The organism is Ramlibacter sp., assembly GCA_019635435.1.
GTDB lineage: Bacteria > Pseudomonadota > Gammaproteobacteria > Burkholderiales > Burkholderiaceae_C > JAHBZM01.
In genome coordinates this window covers 3,125,769-3,147,637 of sequence record JAHBZM010000001.1, presented here as the reverse complement: position 1 = coordinate 3,147,637, position 21,869 = coordinate 3,125,769, and the positions used below count along the sequence as shown (strand labels likewise).

24 protein-coding genes are annotated in these 21,869 nt (G+C 66.6%); 8 read left to right on the top strand and 16 right to left on the bottom strand.

Going from position 1 to position 21,869, the window contains the following annotated elements:
* Nucleotides 1-10: 10 nt before the first annotated feature.
* Nucleotides 11-802 carry a ferritin-like domain-containing protein gene (locus KF796_15210; protein MBX3587986.1) on the bottom strand — a complete coding sequence of 264 codons (792 nt, stop codon included), beginning with the start codon at nt 800-802 and terminating at the stop codon, nt 11-13.
* A 34-nt stretch (nt 803-836) separates the two neighbouring features.
* Between KF796_15210 and KF796_15205 the strand changes: the two genes are divergently transcribed.
* The gene (locus KF796_15205) at nt 837-1,361 is read left to right on the top strand and encodes a gamma carbonic anhydrase family protein (GenBank protein MBX3587985.1); all 525 of its coding nucleotides are present in this window, start codon (nt 837-839) and stop codon (nt 1,359-1,361) included.
* Between the two features lie 25 nt (nt 1,362-1,386).
* Complete coding sequence (locus KF796_15200) at nt 1,387-2,376, top strand: Hsp33 family molecular chaperone HslO (GenBank protein ID MBX3587984.1); 990 nt, start codon at nt 1,387-1,389, stop codon at nt 2,374-2,376.
* Here the strand turns inward: KF796_15200 and KF796_15195 are convergent.
* From KF796_15195 to KF796_15165, 7 genes are all read right to left on the bottom strand, one after another.
* Nucleotides 2,330-2,992 (bottom strand): ATP-binding protein, encoded by a 663-nt coding sequence (locus tag KF796_15195; GenBank protein MBX3587983.1) that lies wholly within the window; start codon nt 2,990-2,992, stop codon nt 2,330-2,332. The two genes, KF796_15200 and KF796_15195, sit on opposite strands and share 47 nt — an antisense overlap.
* A 16-nt stretch (nt 2,993-3,008) precedes the next feature.
* Nucleotides 3,009-3,626 (bottom strand): nicotinamide riboside transporter PnuC, encoded by a 618-nt coding sequence (gene pnuC / locus KF796_15190; protein ID MBX3587982.1) that lies wholly within the window; start codon nt 3,624-3,626, stop codon nt 3,009-3,011.
* A gap of 24 nt (nt 3,627-3,650) precedes the next feature.
* Nucleotides 3,651-3,926, bottom strand: a complete 276-nt coding sequence (locus tag KF796_15185) for a septum formation initiator family protein (GenBank protein MBX3587981.1) — start codon at nt 3,924-3,926, stop codon at nt 3,651-3,653.
* A gap of 69 nt (nt 3,927-3,995) precedes the next feature.
* On the bottom strand, nt 3,996-5,279 hold the full coding sequence (gene eno, locus KF796_15180; GenBank protein MBX3587980.1) for a phosphopyruvate hydratase: 1,284 nt from the start codon (nt 5,277-5,279) through the stop codon (nt 3,996-3,998).
* A gap of 33 nt (nt 5,280-5,312) precedes the next feature.
* Nucleotides 5,313-5,603 (bottom strand): DUF1330 domain-containing protein, encoded by a 291-nt coding sequence (locus KF796_15175; GenBank protein ID MBX3587979.1) that lies wholly within the window; start codon nt 5,601-5,603, stop codon nt 5,313-5,315.
* Between the two features lie 7 nt (nt 5,604-5,610).
* Nucleotides 5,611-6,468: a 3-deoxy-8-phosphooctulonate synthase gene (gene kdsA, locus KF796_15170; GenBank protein ID MBX3587978.1), complete on the bottom strand. Its 858-nt coding sequence runs from the start codon at nt 6,466-6,468 to the stop codon at nt 5,611-5,613.
* A gap of 19 nt (nt 6,469-6,487) precedes the next feature.
* Nucleotides 6,488-8,158 carry a CTP synthase gene (locus KF796_15165; GenBank protein ID MBX3587977.1) on the bottom strand — a complete coding sequence of 557 codons (1,671 nt, stop codon included), beginning with the start codon at nt 8,156-8,158 and terminating at the stop codon, nt 6,488-6,490.
* A gap of 105 nt (nt 8,159-8,263) precedes the next feature.
* On the opposite strand from KF796_15165, the gene coaBC reads away from it, so the two are divergent.
* From coaBC to KF796_15150, 3 genes are all read left to right on the top strand, one after another.
* Nucleotides 8,264-9,496 (top strand): bifunctional phosphopantothenoylcysteine decarboxylase/phosphopantothenate--cysteine ligase CoaBC, encoded by a 1,233-nt coding sequence (gene coaBC / locus KF796_15160; protein MBX3587976.1) that lies wholly within the window; start codon nt 8,264-8,266, stop codon nt 9,494-9,496.
* A gap of 16 nt (nt 9,497-9,512) precedes the next feature.
* Nucleotides 9,513-9,959: a dUTP diphosphatase gene (gene dut, locus KF796_15155; GenBank protein MBX3587975.1), complete on the top strand. Its 447-nt coding sequence runs from the start codon at nt 9,513-9,515 to the stop codon at nt 9,957-9,959.
* A 128-nt stretch (nt 9,960-10,087) separates the two neighbouring features.
* Complete coding sequence (locus KF796_15150; protein MBX3587974.1) at nt 10,088-10,585, top strand: glycine zipper 2TM domain-containing protein; 498 nt, start codon at nt 10,088-10,090, stop codon at nt 10,583-10,585.
* 40 nt (nt 10,586-10,625) lie between these two features.
* On the opposite strand, the gene KF796_15145 is transcribed toward KF796_15150, so the two are convergent.
* Nucleotides 10,626-11,156, bottom strand: a complete 531-nt coding sequence (locus tag KF796_15145; GenBank protein ID MBX3587973.1) for a peptidylprolyl isomerase — start codon at nt 11,154-11,156, stop codon at nt 10,626-10,628.
* A gap of 15 nt (nt 11,157-11,171) precedes the next feature.
* On the opposite strand from KF796_15145, the gene KF796_15140 reads away from it, so the two are divergent.
* Nucleotides 11,172-12,353: a cupin domain-containing protein gene (locus KF796_15140; GenBank protein ID MBX3587972.1), complete on the top strand. Its 1,182-nt coding sequence runs from the start codon at nt 11,172-11,174 to the stop codon at nt 12,351-12,353.
* Nucleotides 12,354-12,359: 6 nt separating this feature from the next.
* On the top strand, nt 12,360-12,860 hold the full coding sequence (locus tag KF796_15135; protein ID MBX3587971.1) for a hypothetical protein: 501 nt from the start codon (nt 12,360-12,362) through the stop codon (nt 12,858-12,860).
* A 145-nt stretch (nt 12,861-13,005) separates the two neighbouring features.
* Here the strand turns inward: KF796_15135 and KF796_15130 are convergent, their stop codons facing one another.
* The 7 genes from KF796_15130 to KF796_15100 all read right to left on the bottom strand — a co-directional run bounded on the left by KF796_15130 (nt 13,006) and on the right by KF796_15100 (nt 19,746).
* Nucleotides 13,006-13,533 (bottom strand): hypothetical protein, encoded by a 528-nt coding sequence (locus tag KF796_15130; protein ID MBX3587970.1) that lies wholly within the window; start codon nt 13,531-13,533, stop codon nt 13,006-13,008.
* Nucleotides 13,534-14,159: 626 nt separating this feature from the next.
* Nucleotides 14,160-14,936 (bottom strand): MBL fold metallo-hydrolase, encoded by a 777-nt coding sequence (locus KF796_15125; protein MBX3587969.1) that lies wholly within the window; start codon nt 14,934-14,936, stop codon nt 14,160-14,162.
* Between the two features lie 22 nt (nt 14,937-14,958).
* Nucleotides 14,959-16,038, bottom strand: coding sequence for an outer membrane protein assembly factor BamC (bamC, locus tag KF796_15120; GenBank protein ID MBX3587968.1), 1,080 nt, complete (start codon nt 16,036-16,038; stop codon nt 14,959-14,961).
* A 26-nt stretch (nt 16,039-16,064) separates the two neighbouring features.
* Nucleotides 16,065-16,955, bottom strand: coding sequence for a 4-hydroxy-tetrahydrodipicolinate synthase (gene dapA / locus KF796_15115; GenBank protein ID MBX3587967.1), 891 nt, complete (start codon nt 16,953-16,955; stop codon nt 16,065-16,067).
* Nucleotides 16,956-16,989: 34 nt separating this feature from the next.
* A complete protein-coding gene (locus KF796_15110; protein MBX3587966.1) occupies nt 16,990-17,526 on the bottom strand; it encodes a class I SAM-dependent methyltransferase in 537 nt (178 codons plus the stop codon).
* Nucleotides 17,526-18,338 carry an SDR family oxidoreductase gene (locus KF796_15105; GenBank protein ID MBX3587965.1) on the bottom strand — a complete coding sequence of 271 codons (813 nt, stop codon included), beginning with the start codon at nt 18,336-18,338 and terminating at the stop codon, nt 17,526-17,528. The genes KF796_15110 and KF796_15105 overlap by 1 nt, the downstream gene beginning before the upstream one ends.
* Nucleotides 18,339-18,522: 184 nt before the next feature.
* Entirely contained in the window at nt 18,523-19,746 is a 1,224-nt protein-coding gene (locus KF796_15100; protein ID MBX3587964.1) for an MFS transporter, read from the bottom strand.
* A gap of 150 nt (nt 19,747-19,896) precedes the next feature.
* Between KF796_15100 and KF796_15095 the strand changes: the two genes are divergently transcribed.
* Nucleotides 19,897-21,864: a type IIA DNA topoisomerase subunit B gene (locus KF796_15095; protein ID MBX3587963.1), complete on the top strand. Its 1,968-nt coding sequence runs from the start codon at nt 19,897-19,899 to the stop codon at nt 21,862-21,864.
* Nucleotides 21,865-21,869 lie beyond the last annotated feature (5 nt).

Sequence of the window (21,869 nt, the reverse complement as noted above, 5' to 3'; positions counted from 1 at the left end):
GGCCCGCCCACTACCCCGCCAGCCAGGCCAGTTCCTCGTCACTGAAGCCCGCCTTGCGGCGCGCGGACTCGTTGAACGGGGGGTACAGCCGGGGCGCGTCATGGCGCGCCACCAGCACGCTGTAATGCGCCACCGGGTCCAGGCCCTCGCGCTCGCAGAGCCAGCGGTACCAGTGGTTGCCGATGGCCACGTGGCCGATCTCGTCACGCAGGATCACGTCCAGGATGTCCACCGCACGCAGTGCCGCGGGCGTGCCCACCTTGCGCAGCCTGTCCTGGATCAGCGGCGAAGCATCGAGCCCGCGGGCCTCGAGCGTGCGCGGCACCAGGGCCATGCGGGCCACGATGTCGTTCCGGGTCTTCTCGCACATCTGCCACAGGTTGTCGTGGGCCGTGAAGTCGCCATAGTCGTGCCCCAGTGAGCGCAGGTGCTCGCGCAGCAGGCTGAAGTGGTGGGCTTCCTCCGCTGCGACGCGCAGCCAGTCGAGGTGAAACTCGCGCGGCATGCCGCCAAAGCGCCAAGCCGCGTCCAGCGCGAGGTTGATGGCGTTGAACTCGATGTGCGCAATCGCGTGCAGCAGCGCGGCCAGGCCCTCGGGCTTGAAGGGCGAGCGGCGCGGCACGGTGGCGGGGTGCACCAGCGCGGGCCGGGGTGGCCGGCCCGGCAGGCCGGCGGGCTCGTCCGGGGGCTGGTCTGCTATGGAAAGCATAGCTGCCCGTGCTTGCAACGTGCGGGCTGCAGCCACTTTTTGCTCTGGATCGGGCAGGCACAAGGCCTCGAGCGCGCGTTGACGAAGCTCCATCCCTACAATTCTAGTTTTACCGGAGGCAGCAACGATGGCGATTTATGAACTCGATGGCAAGGCGCCGGTGCTGGGGCAGGGTGCCTGGGTGGCCGACAGCGGCCAGGTCATGGGTGCCGTGGAGATGGCCGACAACGCCAGCGTCTGGTTTGGCGCCGTGGTGCGCGGCGACACCGAAACCATCCGCATCGGGCGCAACAGCAACATCCAGGACGGCTCGGTGCTGCATGCCGACCTTGGCATGCCCTTGACCATTGGCGACAACGTGACCGTGGGCCACCAGGTCATGCTGCATGGCTGCACCATTGGCGATGGCTCGCTGATCGGCATCCAGGCCGTGGTGCTGAACGGCGCCAGGATCGGGCGCAACAGCATCGTGGGGGCGGGCAGTGTGGTGACCGAGGGCAAGGAATTCCCCGACAACTCGCTGATCATCGGCGCGCCGGCCAAGGTGGTGCGCACGCTGGACGACGAGGCCGCGGCCAAACTGGCGCAAAGCGCTGAGCACTATGTGGAGAATGCCCGGCGGTTCGCCAAAGGGCTGAAGAAGATTGGCTGAGCAGGTACGGTGAGGACGGCGCGTTTTGAGTGAATTGCACAAGTTTCTGTTTGATGGCATGCCGGTGCGCGGCATGATCGTGCGCCTGACCGACGCCTGGACCGAGGTTCTGGCGCGGCGCGCGGCCAACAAGACCACGGGCGCCTGGCCGCCCCCGGTGGCCGAACTGCTGGGCGAGATGGCCGCGGCCGGCGTGCTGATGCAGTCCAACATCAAGTTCAATGGCGCGCTGGTGCTGCAGATCTTCGGCGATGGTCCGGTCAAGGTGGCGGTGGCCGAGGTGCAGGCCGACCTGGGCTTGCGTGTGACCGCCAAGGTGGTGGGCGACGTGGGCGTGAACGACCGCCTGCCCGAGATGGTGAACGTGAGCAACCTGGGGCGCTGTGCCATCACGCTGGACCCCAAGGACAAGTTCCCGGGCCAGCAGCCTTACCAGGGCGTGGTGCCGCTGTTTGGCGACCAGCACGAGAAACTGCGCAACCTCAGCGAGGTGCTGGAGCACTACATGCTGCAGTCCGAACAGCTCGACACCACGCTGGTGCTGGCCGCCGACGACAAGGTGGCCGCGGGCCTGCTGATCCAGCGTCTGCCCATGGAAGGCGAGGGCAACCTGGCTGGCAGCCTGGTGAGCAAGGCCAATGAAGACGAAATTGGCGTCAACGAGGACTACAACCGCATTTCCATCCTGGCGCGCAGCCTGACGCGTGCGGAACTGCTGGGGCTGGACGTGGACACCATCCTGCACCGCCTGTTCTGGGAGGAAAAGGTGCTTCGCTTCGAGCCGGCGTCAGGCCCCAAGGGCCCGCGCTTTGCCTGCACCTGCAGCCGCGAGCGCGTGGCCAGCATGATCCGCAGCCTGGGCCGCGACGAGGCCGAGAGCATCCTGGCCGAGCGCGGCGACATTGAGGTGGGCTGCGATTTCTGCGGACAGCAGTACCGGTTCGACCCGGTGGACGCGGCCCAGATCTTCACGGCGCCCGGCGCCCAGCCTCCGGTGAATCCCACAGTCCAGTGAACAGCCGGTGCTCGCAGTCCGGGTCGGCGCAGCGCTCACAGGTCCAGGGCCTTGATTGCAGGCCCGATCGGGCGCTGGTCCTTTCTGCGTGGGCACCAGGCGCTATTGAATCAATAGCAAACAGGGCCTGCCTGAGGCGCTCGTCACCCGCGCCGTAAATCACCCGGTACGGCACCCCCGCACGCGCCAGCGCGGCGCGCAGCAGGGTATCGACAGGTTCGCGCACATGGGGCCCGTCACGCTGCAGGCCGTCGGCAACCCAGGGCAGGTCCAGCCCGGTCACCAGCGTGATGTCGTACTGGCGCTGGTGCGCAAAGGCCATCCCGTACAGCGACCGGTCATCAAACAGCAGCTCGCTGTACAGGGCCACCATGATGGGGGTGGTGTCGGCGATCAGCCAGTCGTGGGGTGGGGCTTGCGCCACGCGCGCCGCCTGTTCACTGGCAATTCCCGCCTGTTCCTCGGGCCGCGGCGTGCGGCCCATGCGGTCACACCACTCGCGCAGCACTTCGGGGACCAGCACCACCGCGCGGCCCAGGCGGCGCCAGTGGTCGGCCAGCGCGAGTGCCAGATGGGTCTTGCCGGTGCTCTCGGCGCCGAGCAGGGCGACTTTCATGCAGCCGGCCCTCGCCTCAAGCGGTTGCCGCGGCCAGCCGCGACTGCCAGGCCCGCCAACCCACGACGCTCAGCGCGATGAACACCGCATAAAGCAGCACGGTGAGCCACAGGCCCTTCCAGGCGAACAGGCCCACGCTCACCACGTTCACGACGATCCACACGGCCCAGTTCTCGATGAACTTGCGGCCCAGCAGGAACTGGCCCACCAGGCTCACGGCCGTGGGGAAGGCGTCCCACCAGGGCACGTCGGTGTCGGTGAAGGTTTTCAGGAACAGGCCCATGGCGGGCCAGAGCACCGCACAGCTCGCCACGGTGAGGGCCAGCCCGCGCGGCGTGAGCCGGGCCACGTGCAGCTCTGAGCCGTCGGCGCGCACACCGCGCAGCCACTGGAACCAGCCCCACAGGGCGACCACCGCGAAGAAGATCTGCAGCCCGGCATCACCGTAGAGCTTGCTGCGCCAGAACAGCGCGAAGTACATCAATGAACTGACCATGGCCAGCGGCCAGCCCCAGTGGATCTCGCGGATGTTGCAGCCCACCATGGCCAGCGCGATCACCACGGCCACGATCTCCAGCCAGGTGGTGGGCGAACCCCACAGCGTGAAGGCCTCGGCAAAAAGGATGTCAGGCATGCGGGCCGGTGTCGGGGGGCAGGCTCATTTGCCGACCTGCACGTAGATCTCGTTGGGCTTGACCATGCCGAGTTCAGAGCGGGCCTTTTCCTCGACCATTTCCAGCCCGTCCTTGAGGTCGCGCACCTCGGCCGAAACGCGCTCATTGTCCTGGCGCAATTGCTCGTTGCTGGCCTTCTGCGCGGCAAGCCTGGCCTGCATCTGGGCCACATTGCCCAGGCTGCCCCGGCCAAACCACAGCTGCGCGTGAACGATCACCAGCAGCGCGATCAGCAGGGCCGGAACAACGCGGTTAGCCACGATCAGGCAAAACGCGGCCCCCTCGGGGGGCAGGGAGCCACGCGCAGTGGGCGACCGTGGGGGCCATTTCTAGCGCAGGTTGTAGAACGCCGCGCGGCCGGGGTAGCTGGCGATGTCGCCCAGGTCTTCCTCGATGCGCAGCAGCTGGTTGTACTTGGCCATGCGGTCGGAGCGGCTCAACGAGCCGGTCTTGATCTGGCCCGCGTTGGTGCCCACGGCGATGTCGGCGATGGTGCTGTCCTCGGTCTCGCCCGAACGGTGGCTGATGACCGCGGTGTAGCCCGCGCGCTTGGCCATCTCGATCGCGGCAAAGGTTTCGGTCAGCGTGCCGATCTGGTTGATCTTGATCAGGATGGAGTTGGCGATCTTCTTGTCGATGCCTTCCTTGAGGATCTTGGTGTTGGTCACGAAAAGGTCGTCACCCACCAGCTGCACCTTGCTGCCCAGCCGCTCGGTGAGCGTCTTCCAGCCGTCCCAGTCGCCTTCGGCCATGCCGTCCTCGATGCTGATGATGGGGTACTTGTCGACCCAGGTGGCCAGCATGTCAGTCCACTGCGTGGCGTCCAGGCTCAGGCCTTCGGCGTCGAGCACGTACTTGCCATCCTTGTAGAACTCGCTGGCCGCGCAGTCCAGGCCCAGCGCGATCTGCTCACCCGCGGTGTAGCCGGCCGCCGAGATCGCTTCCAGGATCATCTGGATCGCGGCCTCGTGGTTGGCCACGTTGGGCGCAAAGCCGCCTTCATCGCCCACAGCCACGCTCATGCCCTTGTCATGGATGATTTTCTTGAGCGCGTGGAACACCTCGGCGCCGTAGCGCACCGCCTCGCGGAAGCTCGGGGCGCCCACGGGGATGATCATCAGTTCCTGCAGGTCCAAATTGTTGTTGGCGTGCGCGCCGCCATTGACCACGTTCATCATGGGCACGGGCATCTGCATGCCGCCCATGCCGCCAAAGTAGCGGTACAGCGGCAGGCCCGATTCCTCGGCGGCGGCGCGGGCCACGGCCATGCTCACGGCCAGCATGGCGTTGGCGCCCAGCCGGCTCTTGTTGTCGGTGCCGTCCAGGTCGATCAGGGTCTTGTCCAGGAAGGCCTGCTCGGAAGCGTCCAGACCCAGCACGGCCTCGGAAATCTCGGTGTTGATGTGTTCCACGGCCTTGAGCACGCCCTTGCCCAGGTAGCGGCTCTTGTCACCGTCGCGCAGCTCAATGGCCTCGCGCGAGCCGGTGGAGGCGCCCGAGGGCACGGCCGCGCGGCCCATGGTGCCGGACTCCAGCAGCACGTCGCATTCCACGGTGGGGTTGCCGCGGCTGTCCAGAATCTCGCGGCCGACGATGTCAACGATTGCACTCATTTCGGTTTTCTTTTCAAAAAGTGGGTAAGCGGTTCAAACACCCTCGACCAGCACCATGCGCATCACGGCGATGCCCTGGCGTGCCTTGCGCGCGGCGCTGTATTCGACGGAGTCGTTGAAGGCCCGGGCGGCCTCGGTGGACGGGAACTTCAGCAGCACGATGCGGCTGGGCTCCCAGTCGCCCTCGAGCACGTCCACCTTGCCGCCGCGGATGCAGACCTCGGCGCCATGGGCCTTCATGGCAATGGTAGAGAGCTTTTTGTACTCTTCGTATTGTTCCGGGTCCGTAACATCGACGTTGGCAATGATGTAGGCGCTGGCCATGGTGCTCCTAGGCGTTGAAATGGTTCTCGAGGTAGCCGTTGCGCTTGGTCACCTGGTCGAGCACGAGCAGGGTTTCAAGCAGGGCCTTCATGTGCTTGAGCGGCACGGCGTTGGGGCCGTCGCTCAGGGCCCTGGCCGGGTCGGGGTGGGTTTCCATGAACAGGCCGGCCACGCCCACGGCCACGGCCGCGCGCGCCAGCACCGGCACCATCTCGCGCTGGCCGCCCGAGCTCGTGCCCTGGCCGCCGGGCAGCTGCACCGAGTGCGTGGCGTCGAACACCACGGGGGCCGCGGTCTCGCGCATGATGGCCAGCGAGCGCATGTCGCTCACGAGGTTGTTGTAGCCAAAGCTGGCGCCGCGTTCGCAGGCCATGAAGTTGTCCTCGGGCAGGCCGGCCTCCCTGGCGGCGGCGCGTGCCTTGTCGATCACGTTCTTCATGTCGTGCGGCGCGAGGAACTGGCCCTTCTTGATGTTGACCGGCTTGCCCGACTGCGCCACGGCGCGGATGAAGTCGGTCTGGCGGCACAGGAAGGCCGGCGTCTGCAACACGTCCACCACCTTGGCGGCCTCGGCGATGTCGTCTTCGGTGTGCACGTCGGTCAGCGTGGGCAGGCCCAGCTCCTTTTTGACCTTGGCCATGATGGCCAGGCCCTTTTCGCGTCCCGGCCCGCGAAAGCTGGTGCCCGAGGAGCGGTTGGCCTTGTCAAAGCTGCTCTTGAAGATGAACGGGATGCCCAGTGACGCGGTGATCTCCTTGAGCGTGCCCGCGGTGTCCATCTGCAGCTGCTCGGACTCCACCACACAGGGGCCGGCGATCAGGAAGAAGGGCTGGTCCAGCCCGATGTCAAAGCCGCAAAGATTCATGATGCCCCTCCGGTAGCGGTCATGCCACTGCCTTCAGCGACTTGTTGCCGGCGGCCTGGTGGTCCAGCGCGGCCTTGATGAACGAGTTGAACAGCGGGTGGCCATCCCAGGGAGTGGACTTGAACTCGGGGTGGAACTGCACACCCATGAACCAGGGGTGAACGTCCTGAGGCAGCTCGACGATTTCGGTGAGCTGTTCGCGCTGGGTCAGCGCCGAGATCACCAGGCCGGCCTGGCGCAGGGGCTCGAGATAGTTCACGTTGGCTTCGTAGCGGTGGCGGTGCCGCTCGGTCACCACATCGCCATAGATCTTGTGGGCCAGCGTGCCCCGCGCCACATCGGAGCTCTGCGCGCCCAGCCGCATGGTGCCGCCCAGGTCGGAGTTCTCGTCGCGCGTCTTGATGGTGCCGTCGGCGTCCTTCCACTCGGTGATCAGCGCAATCACCGGGTGCGGGCTGTCGGGCTCGAACTCGGTGCTGTTGGCGTCCTTGAGGCCGGCCACATGGCGCGCGAATTCGATGGTGGCCACCTGCATGCCCAGGCAGATGCCCAGGTAGGGCAGCTTGTTCTCGCGCGCGAACCGCGCCGCGCAGATCTTGCCCTCGATGCCGCGCTTGCCAAAGCCGCCGGGCACCAGCAGGGCGTCGTACTTGGCCAGGCGAGACACGGTGTCGGGCGTGATGGTTTCGGAGTCGACGTAGTCGATCTTCACGCGAGCATGGTTCTTCATGCCGGCGTGGCGCAGCGCCTCGTTGAGCGATTTGTAGCTGTCGGACAGGTCCACGTACTTGCCGACCATGGCAATCGAGACCTCTTCCTTCGGGTGCTCGGTTTCGTAGACCAGGTCGTCCCAGCGCTTGAGGTTGGCCGGCGGCGTGTTCAGGCGCAGCTTGTCGCAGATCAGCCCGTCCAGGCCCTGCTCGTGCAGCATGCGCGGCACCTTGTAGATGGTATTGACGTCCCACATGCTGATCACGCCCCATTCGGCGACGTTGGTGAACAGCGAGATCTTGGCGCGCTCGTCCTCGGGGATGGCGCGGTCGGCGCGGCACAGCAGGGCGTCGGCCTGGATGCCGATCTCGCGCAGCTTCTGCACCGTGTGCTGGGTCGGCTTGGTCTTGAGCTCGCCGGCCGCGGCGATCCAGGGCACATAGGTCAGGTGCACGAAGGCCGCGTTGTTGGGCCCCATCTTGAGGCTCATCTGGCGCACCGCCTCCAGGAAGGGCAGGGATTCGATGTCGCCCACCGTGCCGCCAATCTCGACGATGGCCACGTCGGCCGCGCCGGGTTCGCCATAGCGCGCGCCGCGCTTGACGTATTCCTGGATCTCGTTGGTGATGTGGGGGATGACCTGCACGGTCTTGCCCAGGTAGTCGCCGCGGCGCTCCTTTTCGAGCACGGACTGGTAGATGCGGCCGGTGGTGAAGTTGTTGACCTTGCCCATGCGCGTCGTGATGAAGCGCTCGTAGTGGCCCAGGTCCAGGTCGGTCTCGGCGCCGTCGTCGGTCACGAATACCTCGCCGTGCTGGAAGGGCGACATGGTCCCCGGGTCGACGTTGATGTAGGGGTCGAGCTTGATCAGGGTGACTTTGAGGCCCCGCGATTCGAGGATCGCAGCGAGGGAGGCTGAGGCGATTCCCTTGCCAAGGGAGGACACCACACCGCCGGTGACGAAGACAAATTTGGTCATGTCAGGGTCGAACGCGGGGTTCGAGGGAGGTGGTAAAGCGAGATTATAGAGGTCGGGCGGGATCCCCCGAACGGTCGGAGGTATCCCTCTGCTACATTCCGGCCCATGAATGATCTGGCCGGAAAACACATCGTCCTGGGACTCTCGGGCGGCATCGCGTGCTACAAGTCGGCCGAACTGTGCCGCGGCCTGATCAAGGCCGGCGCCACGGTACAGGTGGTGATGACCGAGGCCGCTGGCCAGTTCATCACGCCGGTGACCCTGCAGGCGCTGAGCAACCGCCCGGTGTACGGCTCGCACGACGTTTCCGGTTTCGATGCGCGCGAGCCCAACGGAATGCCGCACATCAACCTCAGCCGCGAGGCCGATGCGATCCTGATTGCCCCGTGCAGCGCCGACTTCATGGTCAAGCTGGTGCATGGCGCAGCCGATGACCTGCTGAGCCTGATGTGCCTGGCCCGGCCAATCGACCAGGTGCCGCTGCTGCTGGCGCCCGCGATGAACCGCGAGATGTGGGCCCACCCGGCCACCCAGCGCAACATGGCGCAGCTGGCGGCCGACGGCGCCACCATCCTGGGCGTGGGCAGCGGCTTCCAGGCCTGCGGCGAGACCGGTGACGGCCGCATGCTCGAGCCCGCCGAACTGCTGGAGGATGTGATTGCCTTCTTCCAGCCCAAGCTGCTGGCGGGCCAGCAGGTGCTGGTCACGGCCGGCCCCACCTTTGAGGCCATGGACCCGATCCGCGGCATCACCAACCACTCGTCGGGCAAGATGGGCTTTGCGATTGCCCGCGCCGCGCGCGAGGCCGGGGCACAGGTCACGCTGGTGGCCGGCCCGGTGAGCCTGCCCACGCCGCGCGGGGTGCGCCGCGTGGACGTGCAGTCGGCCCGGCAGATGCTGGACGCGGTGGCGGCCCAGGCGCCGTCGGCCACGGTGTTCGTGGCCACGGCCGCGGTGGCCGACTGGCGGCCCGCGACCATGAGCGAGCAGAAAATCAAGAAGGACGGCTCGGGCCAGCCCCCGGTGCTGAGCTTTGTCGAGAACCCCGACATCCTGCACACCATCGCGCAGGGTGAACGGGCCCAAAGCGGCAAGCTGTTCTGCGTGGGTTTTGCGGCCGAGAGCCAGGACCTGGTGAACAATGCCCAGGCCAAGCGCGAGCGCAAGGGCGTGCCCCTGCTGGTGGGCAACATCGGCCCGCTCGCATTCGGCCAGGACGACAACGAGATGCTGCTGGTCGATGCCCAGGGCGTGCAGCCGCTGCCGCGCGGGCCCAAGCTCGTGCTTGCTCGCAAATTAATAGCAGAGATAGCCCGCCGGCTCTGGACTCCAGCCTGATTTGATTCAAATTCCCATGAAAATCGACGTCAAGATCCTTGATCCGCGCATGGCGGACCAGTTGCCCGCCTATGCCACGCCGGGCAGTGCCGGGCTGGACCTGCGGGCCTGCCTGGACGCGCCGCTCACGCTGGCGCCCAACGCCTGGCAGCTGGTGCCCACGGGCATCGCCATCTGGCTCAAGGACCCGGGCCATGCGGCGCTGATCCTGCCGCGCTCGGGGCTGGGCCACAAGCATGGCATCGTGCTGGGCAACCTGGTGGGCCTGATCGACAGCGACTACCAGGGCCAGCTCATGGTCAGCGCCTGGAACCGCAGCGACGTGGCCTTCACGCTCGAGCCCATGGAGCGGCTGGCCCAGCTGGTGATCGTGCCGGTGCTGCAGGCGCAGTTCAACGTGGTGCAGGAGTTCCCGCCCAGCCAGCGCGGCGAGGGCGGCTACGGTTCCACGGGCAAGGCCTGAGCCGCGGCGCTGTCGGCCCAGTCCCACAAGGGGCAGGGCTGCGCGCGCACAGCGGCTGGGGCGCCTGCCTGATGCGGGCCGCCCGCCTGGGGATTTCTAATGAAGCATCAGCTTTTCAGGAGAACCCCATGGCCCTGCCTTCCAGAACCCGATTCATTTCCGCCACCTCGCTGCTCGCCCTGACCGCGGCGCTGGCGGCCTGCGGCACGCCCCAACCCCCGGCCGAGCAGGTGGTGACCTACCCGTCAAGCCCGGTGGCCTACCCCAACCAGCCCGCCAACTATGTGGAATACGGCCGGGTCTCGAACATCGAGGTCATCCGCACCGAGGAAAAGGGCAAGGGCAGTGGCGCCGGCGCGGTGATTGGCGGCATTGCGGGTGCGGTGATCGGCCACCAGATCGGCGGCGGCACCGGGCGTGACCTCGCCACGGCCGCGGGCGCCATTGGCGGCGCCGTGGTGGGCAACAACGTGGAAAAGCGCAACAAGACCGAGACCCATGAAACCTGGCGCGTCTCGATCCAGGTGGACCGCGGCGGTTACCGCGCCTATGACGTGGACAGCGCGGCCAACCTGCGCGTGGGCGACCGCGTGCGCATTGAGAACGGCCAGATCTACCGGCTGTAAGCCCCGGGGCCTGTGAGCCGCTGCGCGGCCCGGGCCTGGCTCAATGCAGGTAGGGGCTGCCCGGTGCCTGCGGCTGGACCTTGAAAAAGCCGGTGCCCGCCGAGCCACGGCCGATTTCTTCTTCAGTGGCTTCGCGGATGGCCTCCACTTTCAGGCTCAGCCGGATGGCAATGCCCGCCAGCGGGTGGTTGCCGTCCAGCACCACATGCTCGGGGTAGATTTCGGTCACCGTGTACAGCACATCGGCGGGTGCCTCGGGGTTGCTGCCGGGCGGCAGGCCCTCGAAGGTCATGCCTTCTTCAAGTTCCGCGGGGAAGCGCGAGCGCGGCTCCAGGAACACCAGCTGCTCCCGGTAGTCGCCAAACGCGTCCTCGGGCTCCAGGTGCAGGTCCAGCCGCGCGCCCGGGCCGTGGCCCTGCAGCGCTTCCTCGATCTTGGCGAGCAGGTCGCTGCCACCCACGAGGAACTCCACGGGTTCGTCCAGCACGTCCAGTTCTTCGCCCAGCGTGTCCTTCAGGGTCCAGGTCAGCGCCACCACGCATTGGGGGGTAATTTCGGGGATCGGATTCATTGGCAGAATTGTCCCATGGACATCGATACCCCCTTGCCGCTACTGGGCGGCCTCACCCCAGCGCGTTTCATGCAGCGCCACTGGCAGAAAAAACCCCTGCTGGTGCGCCAGGCCGTCCCGGGCATGGCGCCCTTGCTGGACCGCGCCGCGCTGTTCGCCATGGCCGCGCGGGATGAGGTGGAGTCCAGGCTGGTCTTGCAGCAGCAGGCGCCGGCCACATCCGCAAAATCTGCCAGGGGCAAACCCGCCGGCGCGGCCGCGCGCTGGCAGATGCGCCAGGGCCCGTTCGCGCGGCGTGCGCTGCCGGCGCTGCACACACCGGGCTGGACGCTGCTGGTGCAAGGCATGGACCTGCACGAGGACCGCATCCACGGCCTGCTGCAGCAGTTCCGCTTTGTGCCCGATGCTCGGCTGGACGACCTGATGATCAGCTACGCGAGCGACCAGGGCGGCGTGGGCCCTCATTTCGACAGCTACGACGTGTTCCTGCTGCAGGCCCAGGGCCGGCGGCGCTGGCGCATTGGCCGCCAGAAGGACCTCACGCTGCAGGACAACGTGCCGCTGAAAATCCTGGCCCATTTCGAGCCCGAGCAGGAGTTTGTGCTCGAGCCCGGCGACATGCTCTACCTGCCGCCACGCTATGCGCACGATGGCATGGCCGAAGGCGAGTGCCAGACCTACTCCATCGGTTTTCGCTCGCCGGCGCGTGGTGAACTCGCGCGCGAACTGCTGCAGCGGGCCGCCGACGATGCGGCCGATGTTGCGGGCGAGCGGCTCTACCGCGACCCGGCGCAGCCCGCCGTGGCCTCCCCGGGTGCGATTCCGCCCGCGCTGCTGGGCTTTGCGCGCGAGGCGCTGCAGGCCGTGCTGGATGAGCCGCTGGCGCTGGAACGCGCGCTGGGCGAGTACCTGACCGAGCCCAAGGCCAGTGTCTGGTTTGATTCAGAGGCCGCGGCAGCGCCCCGTGGCACGGGCCGCATTGACCTGGACCGCCGCACGCGCATGATGCATGACGCGCACCATGTGTTCATCAACGGCGAGAGCTACCGCGCCTCGGGCCGTGACGCCACGCTGATGCGGCGCCTGGCCGACCAGAGGCATCTTGACGCCGGCAGCCTGGCCCGCGCCAGCGAGGGCGCCCGCGCGCTGCTGCGGGCCTGGTGCGAGGCCGGCTGGGCCCATGCCACGCAGGAGTAAGACATCATGAATCAGGACAACCCCGCGCCCCTGGCTTCCGGCCGCTTTGAAGGCCGCACCGACTTCCAGCAACTGGTGCGGGACGCGCTGGCCGCGGCCGCGCGCGAGGGCTGGCGTGAACTCGTGCTGAGCGACGCCGACTTTGCCGACTGGCCTCTGGGTGAGCGGGTGGTGGCTGAGTCGCTGCAGGCCTGGTCCGCCACGGGCCGGCGCGTGACGCTGCTGGCCCGCCGCTATGACGAGGTGATTCGCCAGCACGCCCGGTTTGTGGCCTGGCGCAAGACCTGGAGCCACATCATCGAATGCCGCGCCTGCACGGCCGCGGACCCACTGGAGCTGCCCAGCGCAATCTGGAGCCCGGCCTGGGCCATGCAGCGACTCGACCCGGTGCGCTGCGCCGGCTTCAGCGGCGCCGAGCCCGAGCGCCGTCTCCAGTTGCGCGAGTCACTGAACGAATGGCTGGCGCGCAGCAGCCCGGCTTTTCCGGCCTCCACGCTGGGTTTGTAATAAAGAGACAAACCAGGCCGTCCTTCATGGTCTACAACTTCGTGAAGATTCACAAGACCATTCGCACCACGCCAGCCATGGAAGCCGGTATGACTGACTTCCTGTGGAGCATGGAAGACATCGTGATGATGACAGAGACGAACGCTTAACCCCCATTTATTGGCTCAATATGATTTGATGGGTCCAAATCAAGCAGATCCAGACCGGGCTTCACCGCTCCCAATCCAACCAGCAGAAGCCACGCACCACAAACCGCCGGGTTGTCGGATGAAAAAATCATTTTCCCCATGAAATGACATCCTTGCAGCTGAATTGCAGTCGTCCCGTTGTACTTGAAAGTGCAATTCTCAAATGTGCACTTGACATATTTGCGGCCGTCTATTTCGACCTCGCTGTTCACGAATCGTTTATCGTGAATGATGGGTGGCCCATATGGCTTGGGCCATGCAATAAACGGAGTGCCTTTTTTTGAGACATCTCCGAAAAAAGCACGCCATATCAACAGACTCGTCGCCACTATCAAAAGAATGAGTGGAAAAAATGCAACCCATGATGAGGATACGAATTCTGGAGGGCTTGCCATTTTCTTAAGCCCTTCTACCGCAGCCGAAAATACTACTGTGACCCACAAAGCGGAGTAGCCAATCCAATCCCATGCTGTCCAAGTTCGCATATGCCCCCCCTCCAGAGTAAGGAGGGCCAGTTTGACACCCTAGAATTCATTTGTAACCGCCAGTGTTGAAAATGAACCACGACCGGGTCGTCAGGGTTTGCAAGGCTTGCGCTCTTTCGACATATAATTTAAGGCTGAACATGGTGCACTCGAGTCAACCGCGTTCAGTCAAAGCAACCGCAGCGTTGCAGTGACAATTTTCGGAAATTGTTCCATCTCGCAAAACCAAGGAAACCTGAAATGAATAAATCGCTTGTCCTGGCGGCTCTGATTGCTGCTGCCGCGCTGGCTGCCTGCGGCAAAAAGGAAGAACCGGCTCCCGCCCCCGCACCGGCTCCCGCCGCTGCTCCGGCACCGGCTCCCGCTCCGGCTGCTCCCGCTCCTGAGGCTGCTGCTTCTGGCGCCGCTCCTGCTGCTGCCGCTGCTTCCGCGCCGGCCGCCATGCCTTCGGCCACTGCTGCCGTTGACGCTGCTGCGGACGCCGCCAAGAAGGCTGCTGAAGCTGCTGCCCCCAAGAAGTAAATCGCCCGCCGGTTTATTGGAAAAGCCACCTTCGGGTGGCTTTTTTGCGTCCGGGCCCCGCGGGCTTGCCGGCTGTACCCATCCGGCAGGCCGTTGCCGCGAATTCAGGCGCTGAACCAGCCCCCGCTGCCGGCGGCATCCGCCACGGCCACGTCGCCCGGGCCGCACCCCAGGCCCGCGGCCAGGCTGCGCTGAGCGAGTTCGGGGCGGTTGTTCTGCTCGCTCAGGTGCGCAGCCACCACCTGCCGCAGGCCCGCATGGTTGACCGCGTGCGCGATGTCGGCCGCCGCCTGGTTGGCCAGGTGGCCCCATAACCCGCCAACGCGGCGCTTGAGGAAGGGCGGGTAGCTGCCCGCGGCCAGCAAGTCGGGGTCGTGGTTGCACTCCAGCAGCAGGGCCTGGCAGCCCGCCAGCCGCTGCAGCACATAGGCCGTGGCATGGCCCAGGTCGGTCAGCACGCCCAGGGTGGCCGCGCCGTCGGAGCAAGTCAGCTGCAGCGGCTCGCGCGCATCGTGGGGCACCGTGAAGGGCATCAGCCGCAGCTCGCCGATCTCGATCGGGCTGGAGTCGCGCGCCGTGCGCAGCAGGCCGTCGAAGTCGGGCTCGCCAAGCGCCATGTGGGTGCCGTGGCTCATCCAGACCGGCTTGCGCCAGCGCCGGGCGAAGGCTGCCGCGCAGCCCACGTGGTCGCTGTGCTCGTGGGTGATGAACAGGGCGTCAATATCGCTGGCCGCGAGGCCGGCGCGTGCCAGCCGCGCATCCAGTTGCCGGATGCCCAGGCCGCAGTCGATCAGCAGGCGTGAGGTGGTGGTGCCGCTGCCGGCCTCCACCAGGGTGGCGTTGCCGGTGCTGCCGCTGCCCAGGCTCCTGAATCTCAGCATGGGTGGCGGCGCCGGGCGCGCGCTAGCGCAGGTCGTCGGCAATGACCTTGACGATGCGCTGGGCGTTGGCCGACACCTCAGGCGCGCCATTGGCGTTGAGCACCGACACGGTGGTGGACTCACCCTGGCTCTTGAGGTTGATGCGCAGCTTGAGCGGCGGCTTGACCGGGCCCGACGAGCTGAACAGCTTGCCGAAGAATCCGGGTTCCTTCTTGTCGGGGTTGGGCTCGACGTAGCGCACGAAGTAGGTGCCCTGGCTGCGGTCCCGGTCTTCCACGGTGAAGCCGGTGCGGTCCAGCGTCAGGCCGACGCGGCGCCAGGCGCGGTCAAAGCCTTCGTCGACCACGACCACGGGCTGGTCGCCCACTGTGGCCACGCGCGAGGTGGGCTTGGTGGCGCCGGTGGCGATCAGGGCCTTGGACTGCTCTTGCGGCACGCCGAGCTTGACCATCAGGCGGCGCAGGAATTCGGCTTCGAGTTCCGGGTCGGATGGCCGCGGCTGCCAGACGGTCTGGTCCTTCTGGGTGTTGCTGTACACCTCCATCATGCCGCGGTGGCTGATGTAGATTTCGGTGCCGCCACTGGCGGTGCGCTCCAGGCGGGTGCGGAAGCGGTCACGCTCGCTGGTGGAGTAGAGCGAATCAAACACCTTGCCCAGCGCATTGCGGATGAAATCCTGCGGCAGCTTGGCGCGGTTTTCGGCCCAGTCGGTCTCCATGATGCCGAGGCTGGCCTGGTCCAGCGTGAGCAGGAAGCCATTCTCTTGCCAGAAGTCGCGGATCGGCCCCCAGAGCTGGTCGGCCGGACGGCTCACCACGAGCCAGCGCTGGTTGCCCGCGCGTTCGATGCGCACATCGCCCAGGGTGGATGCCGCTGTGGGCGCTCCGGGTACGGCCTGGCCTGCCTGGTAGCTGTTGGCCGTGACCGCGCCGCCGGGCACCACATAGCGCGAGTCGCGCGACAGCTGCGTCAGGTCGGGCGGCACCTCGAGCGAGGTACCGCGGCTGGCGCTCTTGTAGTCGATCTTGTCGCTCTCGAAGGTGCTGCAGGCCGCCAGCGAGAGGGACAGGGCCAGCAGCCCGAATCTTGCGATGTTCTTCACGTAGGGATCCTCTTGATGATTCGGGTTCAGGACGCGAGCAGGCCGCTGGCGCGCAGCGCGCCTTCCACCACCGCCTCGTTGGCGGGGGACAGCGGGGTCATGGGCAGGCGCATGGTGCCGCCGCACAGGCCCATGCGGGCCATGGCCCACTTGAGCGGGATCGGGTTGGCCTCGACGAACAGCTGCTTGTGCACCGGCATGAGCTTGAACTGGATGTCCATGGCGCGCTTCGCGTCGCCAGCCGTGGCGGCCACGCACAGCTCGTGCATCAGCCGCGGCGCGATGTTGGCGGTGACGCTGACATTGCCCTGGCCGCCGCACAGCATGAGCGCGACCGCGGTGGGGTCGTCGCCCGAGTAGATGGCGAAGCCCTTGGGCACTTCGCGGATCAGCCATTGCGCGCGCTCGATGTTGCCGGTGGCTTCCTTGATGCCCACGATGCCGGGCACCTGGGCCAGCCGCAGCACGGTGTCATGCTGCATGTCGGCCACCGTGCGGCCGGGCACGTTGTACAGCACGGTGGGCAGGTCGCCCACGGCTTCGGCGATGGCCTTGAAGTGCTGGTACTGGCCCTCCTGCGTGGGCTTGTTGTAGTAGGGCACGACCTGCAGCTGGCAGTCGGCGCCGACCTTTTTGGCAAACCGGGCCAGCTCAATCGCCTCGGCGGTGGAGTTGGCGCCGCAGCCGGCCATGATGGGCACGCGCCTGTTGGCCTGCTCCACCGAGACGCGGATGATCTCCTGGTGCTCCTCGACATTCACCGTGGGCGACTCGCCCGTGGTGCCGACCACGCCAATGCAATCGGTGCCTTCGGCAATGTGCCAGTCAATGAGTTTGCGCAGGGTGGGGTAATCCACGCTGCCGTCTTCGTGCATCGGGGTGACGAGCGCCACGATGCTGCCTGTAATCGGTGTCATGTCCGCAGTTCTGAACGGGAAAGGAGCATTCTAACTAGAGCGGATGGCGCGCCCGGGGTTCCCCGGGCAGCTCCCGCACCGCGGCAATGCGCTGGATAAAGCGCTGCGGCGCGTCCAGAAAGCCGTCTTCGTAGGCCACCACCCGCAGGCCCTCGCAGGCGCGCAGCAGTTCCCCGTGTTGCAGCAGGAAGTCGGGGCGCGAGGGCTTGCCCACGGTTTCATTGCCGGCGGCGAAGGTTTCGTAGATCAGCACGCCGCCCGGTGCCACGCTGGCCACGATCGAGGGCAGCAGGGGCCGCCACAGGTAATGTGTCACCACCACGCCGGCAAAAGCCCGGCCCGTGAACGGCCAGGGCCCGCCCTCGATGTCCGCGAGCACGGCCTCACCCAGGCCTGCTATGGATTCAATAGCAGCAGGTGCCCGGTCCACGCCGACGACCGGATGATTTCGCTCATGAAACCAGCGCAGGTGGCGGCCCATGCCACAGGCCACGTCCAGCACCGTGCCGCCCGCGGGCACCAGGTGCGACCAGCGGCGGACCCAGGCGGAAGGGACTTCGCTTGCGTGCATCAGCCGGGCTTGACCTCGTCCTTGAGTGCCGCCAGGGCCATCTTCTCGACCAGGCCCGGAGCGATCAGCTTTATGAAGCGCCCCAGCTTGCCCCTGGCCGTCATCACCACTTCGCGGTCACGCCGGGCCATGCCGCGCAGGATCAGGCCGGCGCATTCCTCCACGCTCATGGCGTCGTCTTCCTTGAGGCCGCTGGCGCCTGCGGCCACGCCGGCCGCGTTGTAGCCGCGGTAGCGGATCTGGGTGGCCACCACACCGGGGTAGGCGGTGGTGACGCTCACGCCCGCAACCCCGAGCTCGGCCCGCAAGGCCTCGAAAAAGCCGGTCATCGCGAACTTGGTGGCGCTGTAGGCCGTGCGCCCCGGCACGCCGACCAGCCCGGCCAGCGACGACACCGCCACGATCTGGCCGCGCGAAGCCTTCAGGTGTGGCAGGGCCGCGTGGGTGCACCACACGCTGCCCCAGAGGTTGACCCGCATGAGCTGCTCGTACCAGCCCAGGTCCTCGGCCTTGACATCGGCAAACAGGGCCTGGGCCGAAACGCCGGCGTTGTTGATCAGGGCATCCACACCGCCGAAGCGCGCCACGGCCGCGGCCACCAGCGCGCGGCATTGCGCCTCGTGGGCCACATCGGTCCGCACGACCAGGGCCTGCGCGCCCAGGGCGCTGCATTGCGCGGCCACGGCCTGCAGGGCCTGTTCATTGCGGGCAGCCAGCACCAGGGCAACGCCGGCGCCATGGGCCTGCGCGAGCTGGCGCGCCATCTCGGCGCCAATGCCGTCGGAGGCGCCGGTAATTACGATTGTTTTCATAGCAGCCTGTACAGAAGGGGCGTGGACTGGCGCCCGTTTTGGCTTGAAAACGCCTCAGAAACAGGCCCAGAGCTGGTCCGCCAGTGTCACCAGAAAGTCCGGCCTTGTGTACAGGGCAAACACCGCCAGCAGCACGGCCAGCGCCACGCCCCAGGCCAGCAGGTGGCGGGCCCGCTGCCGCACCTCAGGCCCCGGCGGCCTGCGGCAGGCCGCGCTGGATCGCGCTTTCCTTGACCGGCAGGTTGATCAGCGCGGCAAAGATACCCAGCGCGATGGCGATGTACCAGACGATGTCGTAGCTGCCGGTGCGGTCATAGAGGTAGCCGCCCAGCCACACGCCCATGAACGAGCCGATCTGGTGGCTGAAGAACACAAAGCCGCCCAGCATGGAGAGGTGGGCCACGCCGAAAATCTGCGCCACCGTGGCATTGGTCGGCGGCACCGTGGACAGCCACAGCAGGCCCATGACGCTGGAGAACACATAGACACTGGCCGGCGACAGCGGCACCACCAGGAAAACGCTGATGGCCACCGCGCGCGCCAGGTAGATGAAGGCGAGGATCTTGCGCCGTGCCAGCCGCTGGCCCAGCGTGCCCGCGATGTAGGTGCCAAACACATTGAACAGGCCGATCAGCGCCAGCGCGTAGCTCGCGACCTGGGGCGACAGGCCCTTGTCCTTGAGGTAGCTGGGCATGTGCACGCCAATGAAGACCACCTGGAAGCCGCAGACGAAGTAGCCCGCCATGAGCAGCTGGAAGCTGGGGTACTTGAAGGCCTCGCGCAGCGCCTGGCCGATGGTCTGCTCGCGCGCCGGCGCCGCGCCGCCGCCAAAGCCCGGCTCGCGCAGGCCCAGCGCCAGCGGCACGATCAAGAGCACGGCCATGCCCAGTGCCAGCAGCGCCTGCTGCCAGCCAATGCCCGAAATGAGGAAGCCTTCCACCGGCACCATGAGGAACTGGCCAAAGGAGCCCGCGGCAGCGGCCACCCCCATGGCCCAGGAGCGCCGCTCGGCCGCAATCTGCCGGCCGATCACGCCGTACACCACGGCGTAGGTGGTGCCGGCCTGCGCCGCGCCGATCAGCACCCCCGCGGTGAGCGTGAAGCTGAAGGCATTGGGCGACAGCGCCATGCCCGCAAGGCCGGCGGCATAGAACACGGCGCCGCCCATCAGCACGCGGAAGGCGCCAAACCGGTCGGCCAGCATGCCGGCAAAGATGCCGAACACGCCCCAGGACAGGTTCTGGATCGCGATGGCAAAGGCAAAGGTTTCGCGGGTCCAGCCCTGGGCCTGGGTGATGGGTTGCAGCCACAGGCCGAAACCGTGGCGGATGCCCATGGACAGGGTCACGATGGCGGCGCCGCAGGCCAGCACCTGCACCATGGAGAGCGGTTTGTTGTGCGTTGTCATGGGCAAGGAATGTAGCGAAAGACGGGAGATCTGGCTCTTGAAAGCTTTTCAGGGGATTGATGCCTGCCGTGCATGAATGGGGAGGGCGGGGCTGGATACTGGATGTTTGTACAGATGAAAGCCGCCGGGGATACTACAATCGCTCCTCCCATGGCCACCAAACTACCCACCGACTATTCCGAGGGCTCGATCCGCGTGCTCAAGGGGCTGGAGCCCGTCAAGCAGCGCCCGGGCATGTACACGCGCACCGACAACCCGCTGCACGTGATCCAGGAAGTGCTGGACAACTCGGCTGACGAGGCGCTTGCCGGGCACGGCAAGAAGATCAAGGTCACGCTGCACGCCGACGGCTCGGTCAGCGTCGACGACGACGGCCGCGGCATCCCGTTTGGCCTGCACCCCGAAGAGAAGGCCCCCGTGATCGAGCTGGTGTTCACCCGCCTGCACGCGGGCGGCAAGTTCGACAAGGGCAAGGGCGGCGCCTACAGTTTTTCGGGCGGCCTGCATGGCGTGGGCGTGAGCGTGACCAATGCGCTGGCCAAACGGCTCGAGGCCACCAGCTACCGCGACGGCCAGGCCGCGCGGCTGGTGTTTGAAGCCGGCGATGTCACCGAGCCGCTGGTGACGAGGCCGATCGCCGAGGGCGACCGCAAGCAGGGCACCAGCGTGCGCGTCTGGCCTGACGGCAAGTACTTCGAGTCCTCGGCCCTGCCCATGGCCGAGCTGACCCACCTGCTGCGCAGCAAGGCCGTGCTGATGCCCGGCGTGAGCGTGACCCTGGTCAACGAGAAAACCAGGGACACCCAGACCTGGCTTTACAAGGGCGGCCTGCGCGACTACCTGATGCAGACGCTGAATGGCGACCCGGTGATCCCGCTGTTCGAGGGCGAGGGCTTTGCCGACAGCAACGAGAACTTTGCCGAAGGCGAGGGCGCCTCGTGGTGCGTGGCCTTCACCGAAGACGGCCAGCCGGTGCGCGAGAGCTATGTCAACCTGATCCCCACCAGCGCCGGCGGCACGCACGAAAGCGGCCTGCGCGACGGCCTGTTCAACGCCGTCAAGAGCTTCATTGAACTGCACAGCCTGCTGCCCAAGGGCGTCAAGCTGCTGCCCGAGGACGTGTTTGCGCGCGCCAGCTATGTGCTCTCGGCCAAGGTGCTGGACCCCCAGTTCCAGGGCCAGATCAAGGAGCGGCTCAATTCGCGCGATGCGGTGCGGCTGGTGTCCAGCTTTGTGCGCCCGGCGCTGGAGCTGTGGCTCAACCAGCATGTGGAATACGGCAAAAAGCTCGCCGAACTCGCCATCAAGGCCGCCCAGACCCGGCAAAAGGCGGGCCAGAAGGTCGAGAAGCGCAAGGGCTCGGGCGTGGCTGTGCTGCCCGGCAAGCTGACCGACTGCGAGAGCAAGGACATCAGCCACAACGAGGTCTTCCTGGTCGAGGGCGACTCGGCTGGCGGCAGCGCCAAGATGGGCCGCGACAAGGAATGCCAGGCCATCCTGCCGTTGCGCGGCAAGGTGCTCAACACCTGGGAGGTCGAGCGCGACCGGCTGTTTGCCAACAACGAGATTCATGACATTGCCGTGGCCATCGGCGTGGACCCGCATGGGCCCAACGACACGCCGGACCTGTCCGGCCTGCGCTACGGCAAGGTCTGCATCCTGAGCGACGCCGATGTGGACGGCTCGCACATCCAGGTCTTGCTGCTCACGCTGTTCTTCCGCCATTTCCCCAAGCTGATCGAGGCCGGCCACCTCTACGTGGCACGCCCGCCGCTGTTCCGGGTGGACGCGCCGGCCCGTGGCAAGAAGCCCGCGTCCAAGGTGTATGCGCTGGATGAAGGTGAGTTGACTGCCATTCTTGACAAGTTGCGCAAGGAAGGTGTGCGTGAGGGGGCCTGGACCATCAGCCGCTTCAAGGGCCTGGGCGAGATGAGTGCGGAACAATTGTGGGAAACCACGCTCAATCCCGATACCCGCCGCCTGTTGCCGGTGCAGCTGGGCGCGCTTGATTTCCTGCAAACTGAAAGCCTGATCACCAAACTCATGGGCAAGGGCGAAGCCGCTGCCCGGCGCGAGCTCATGGAACTGCACGGCGATGCGGTCGAGATCGACATCTGAACACT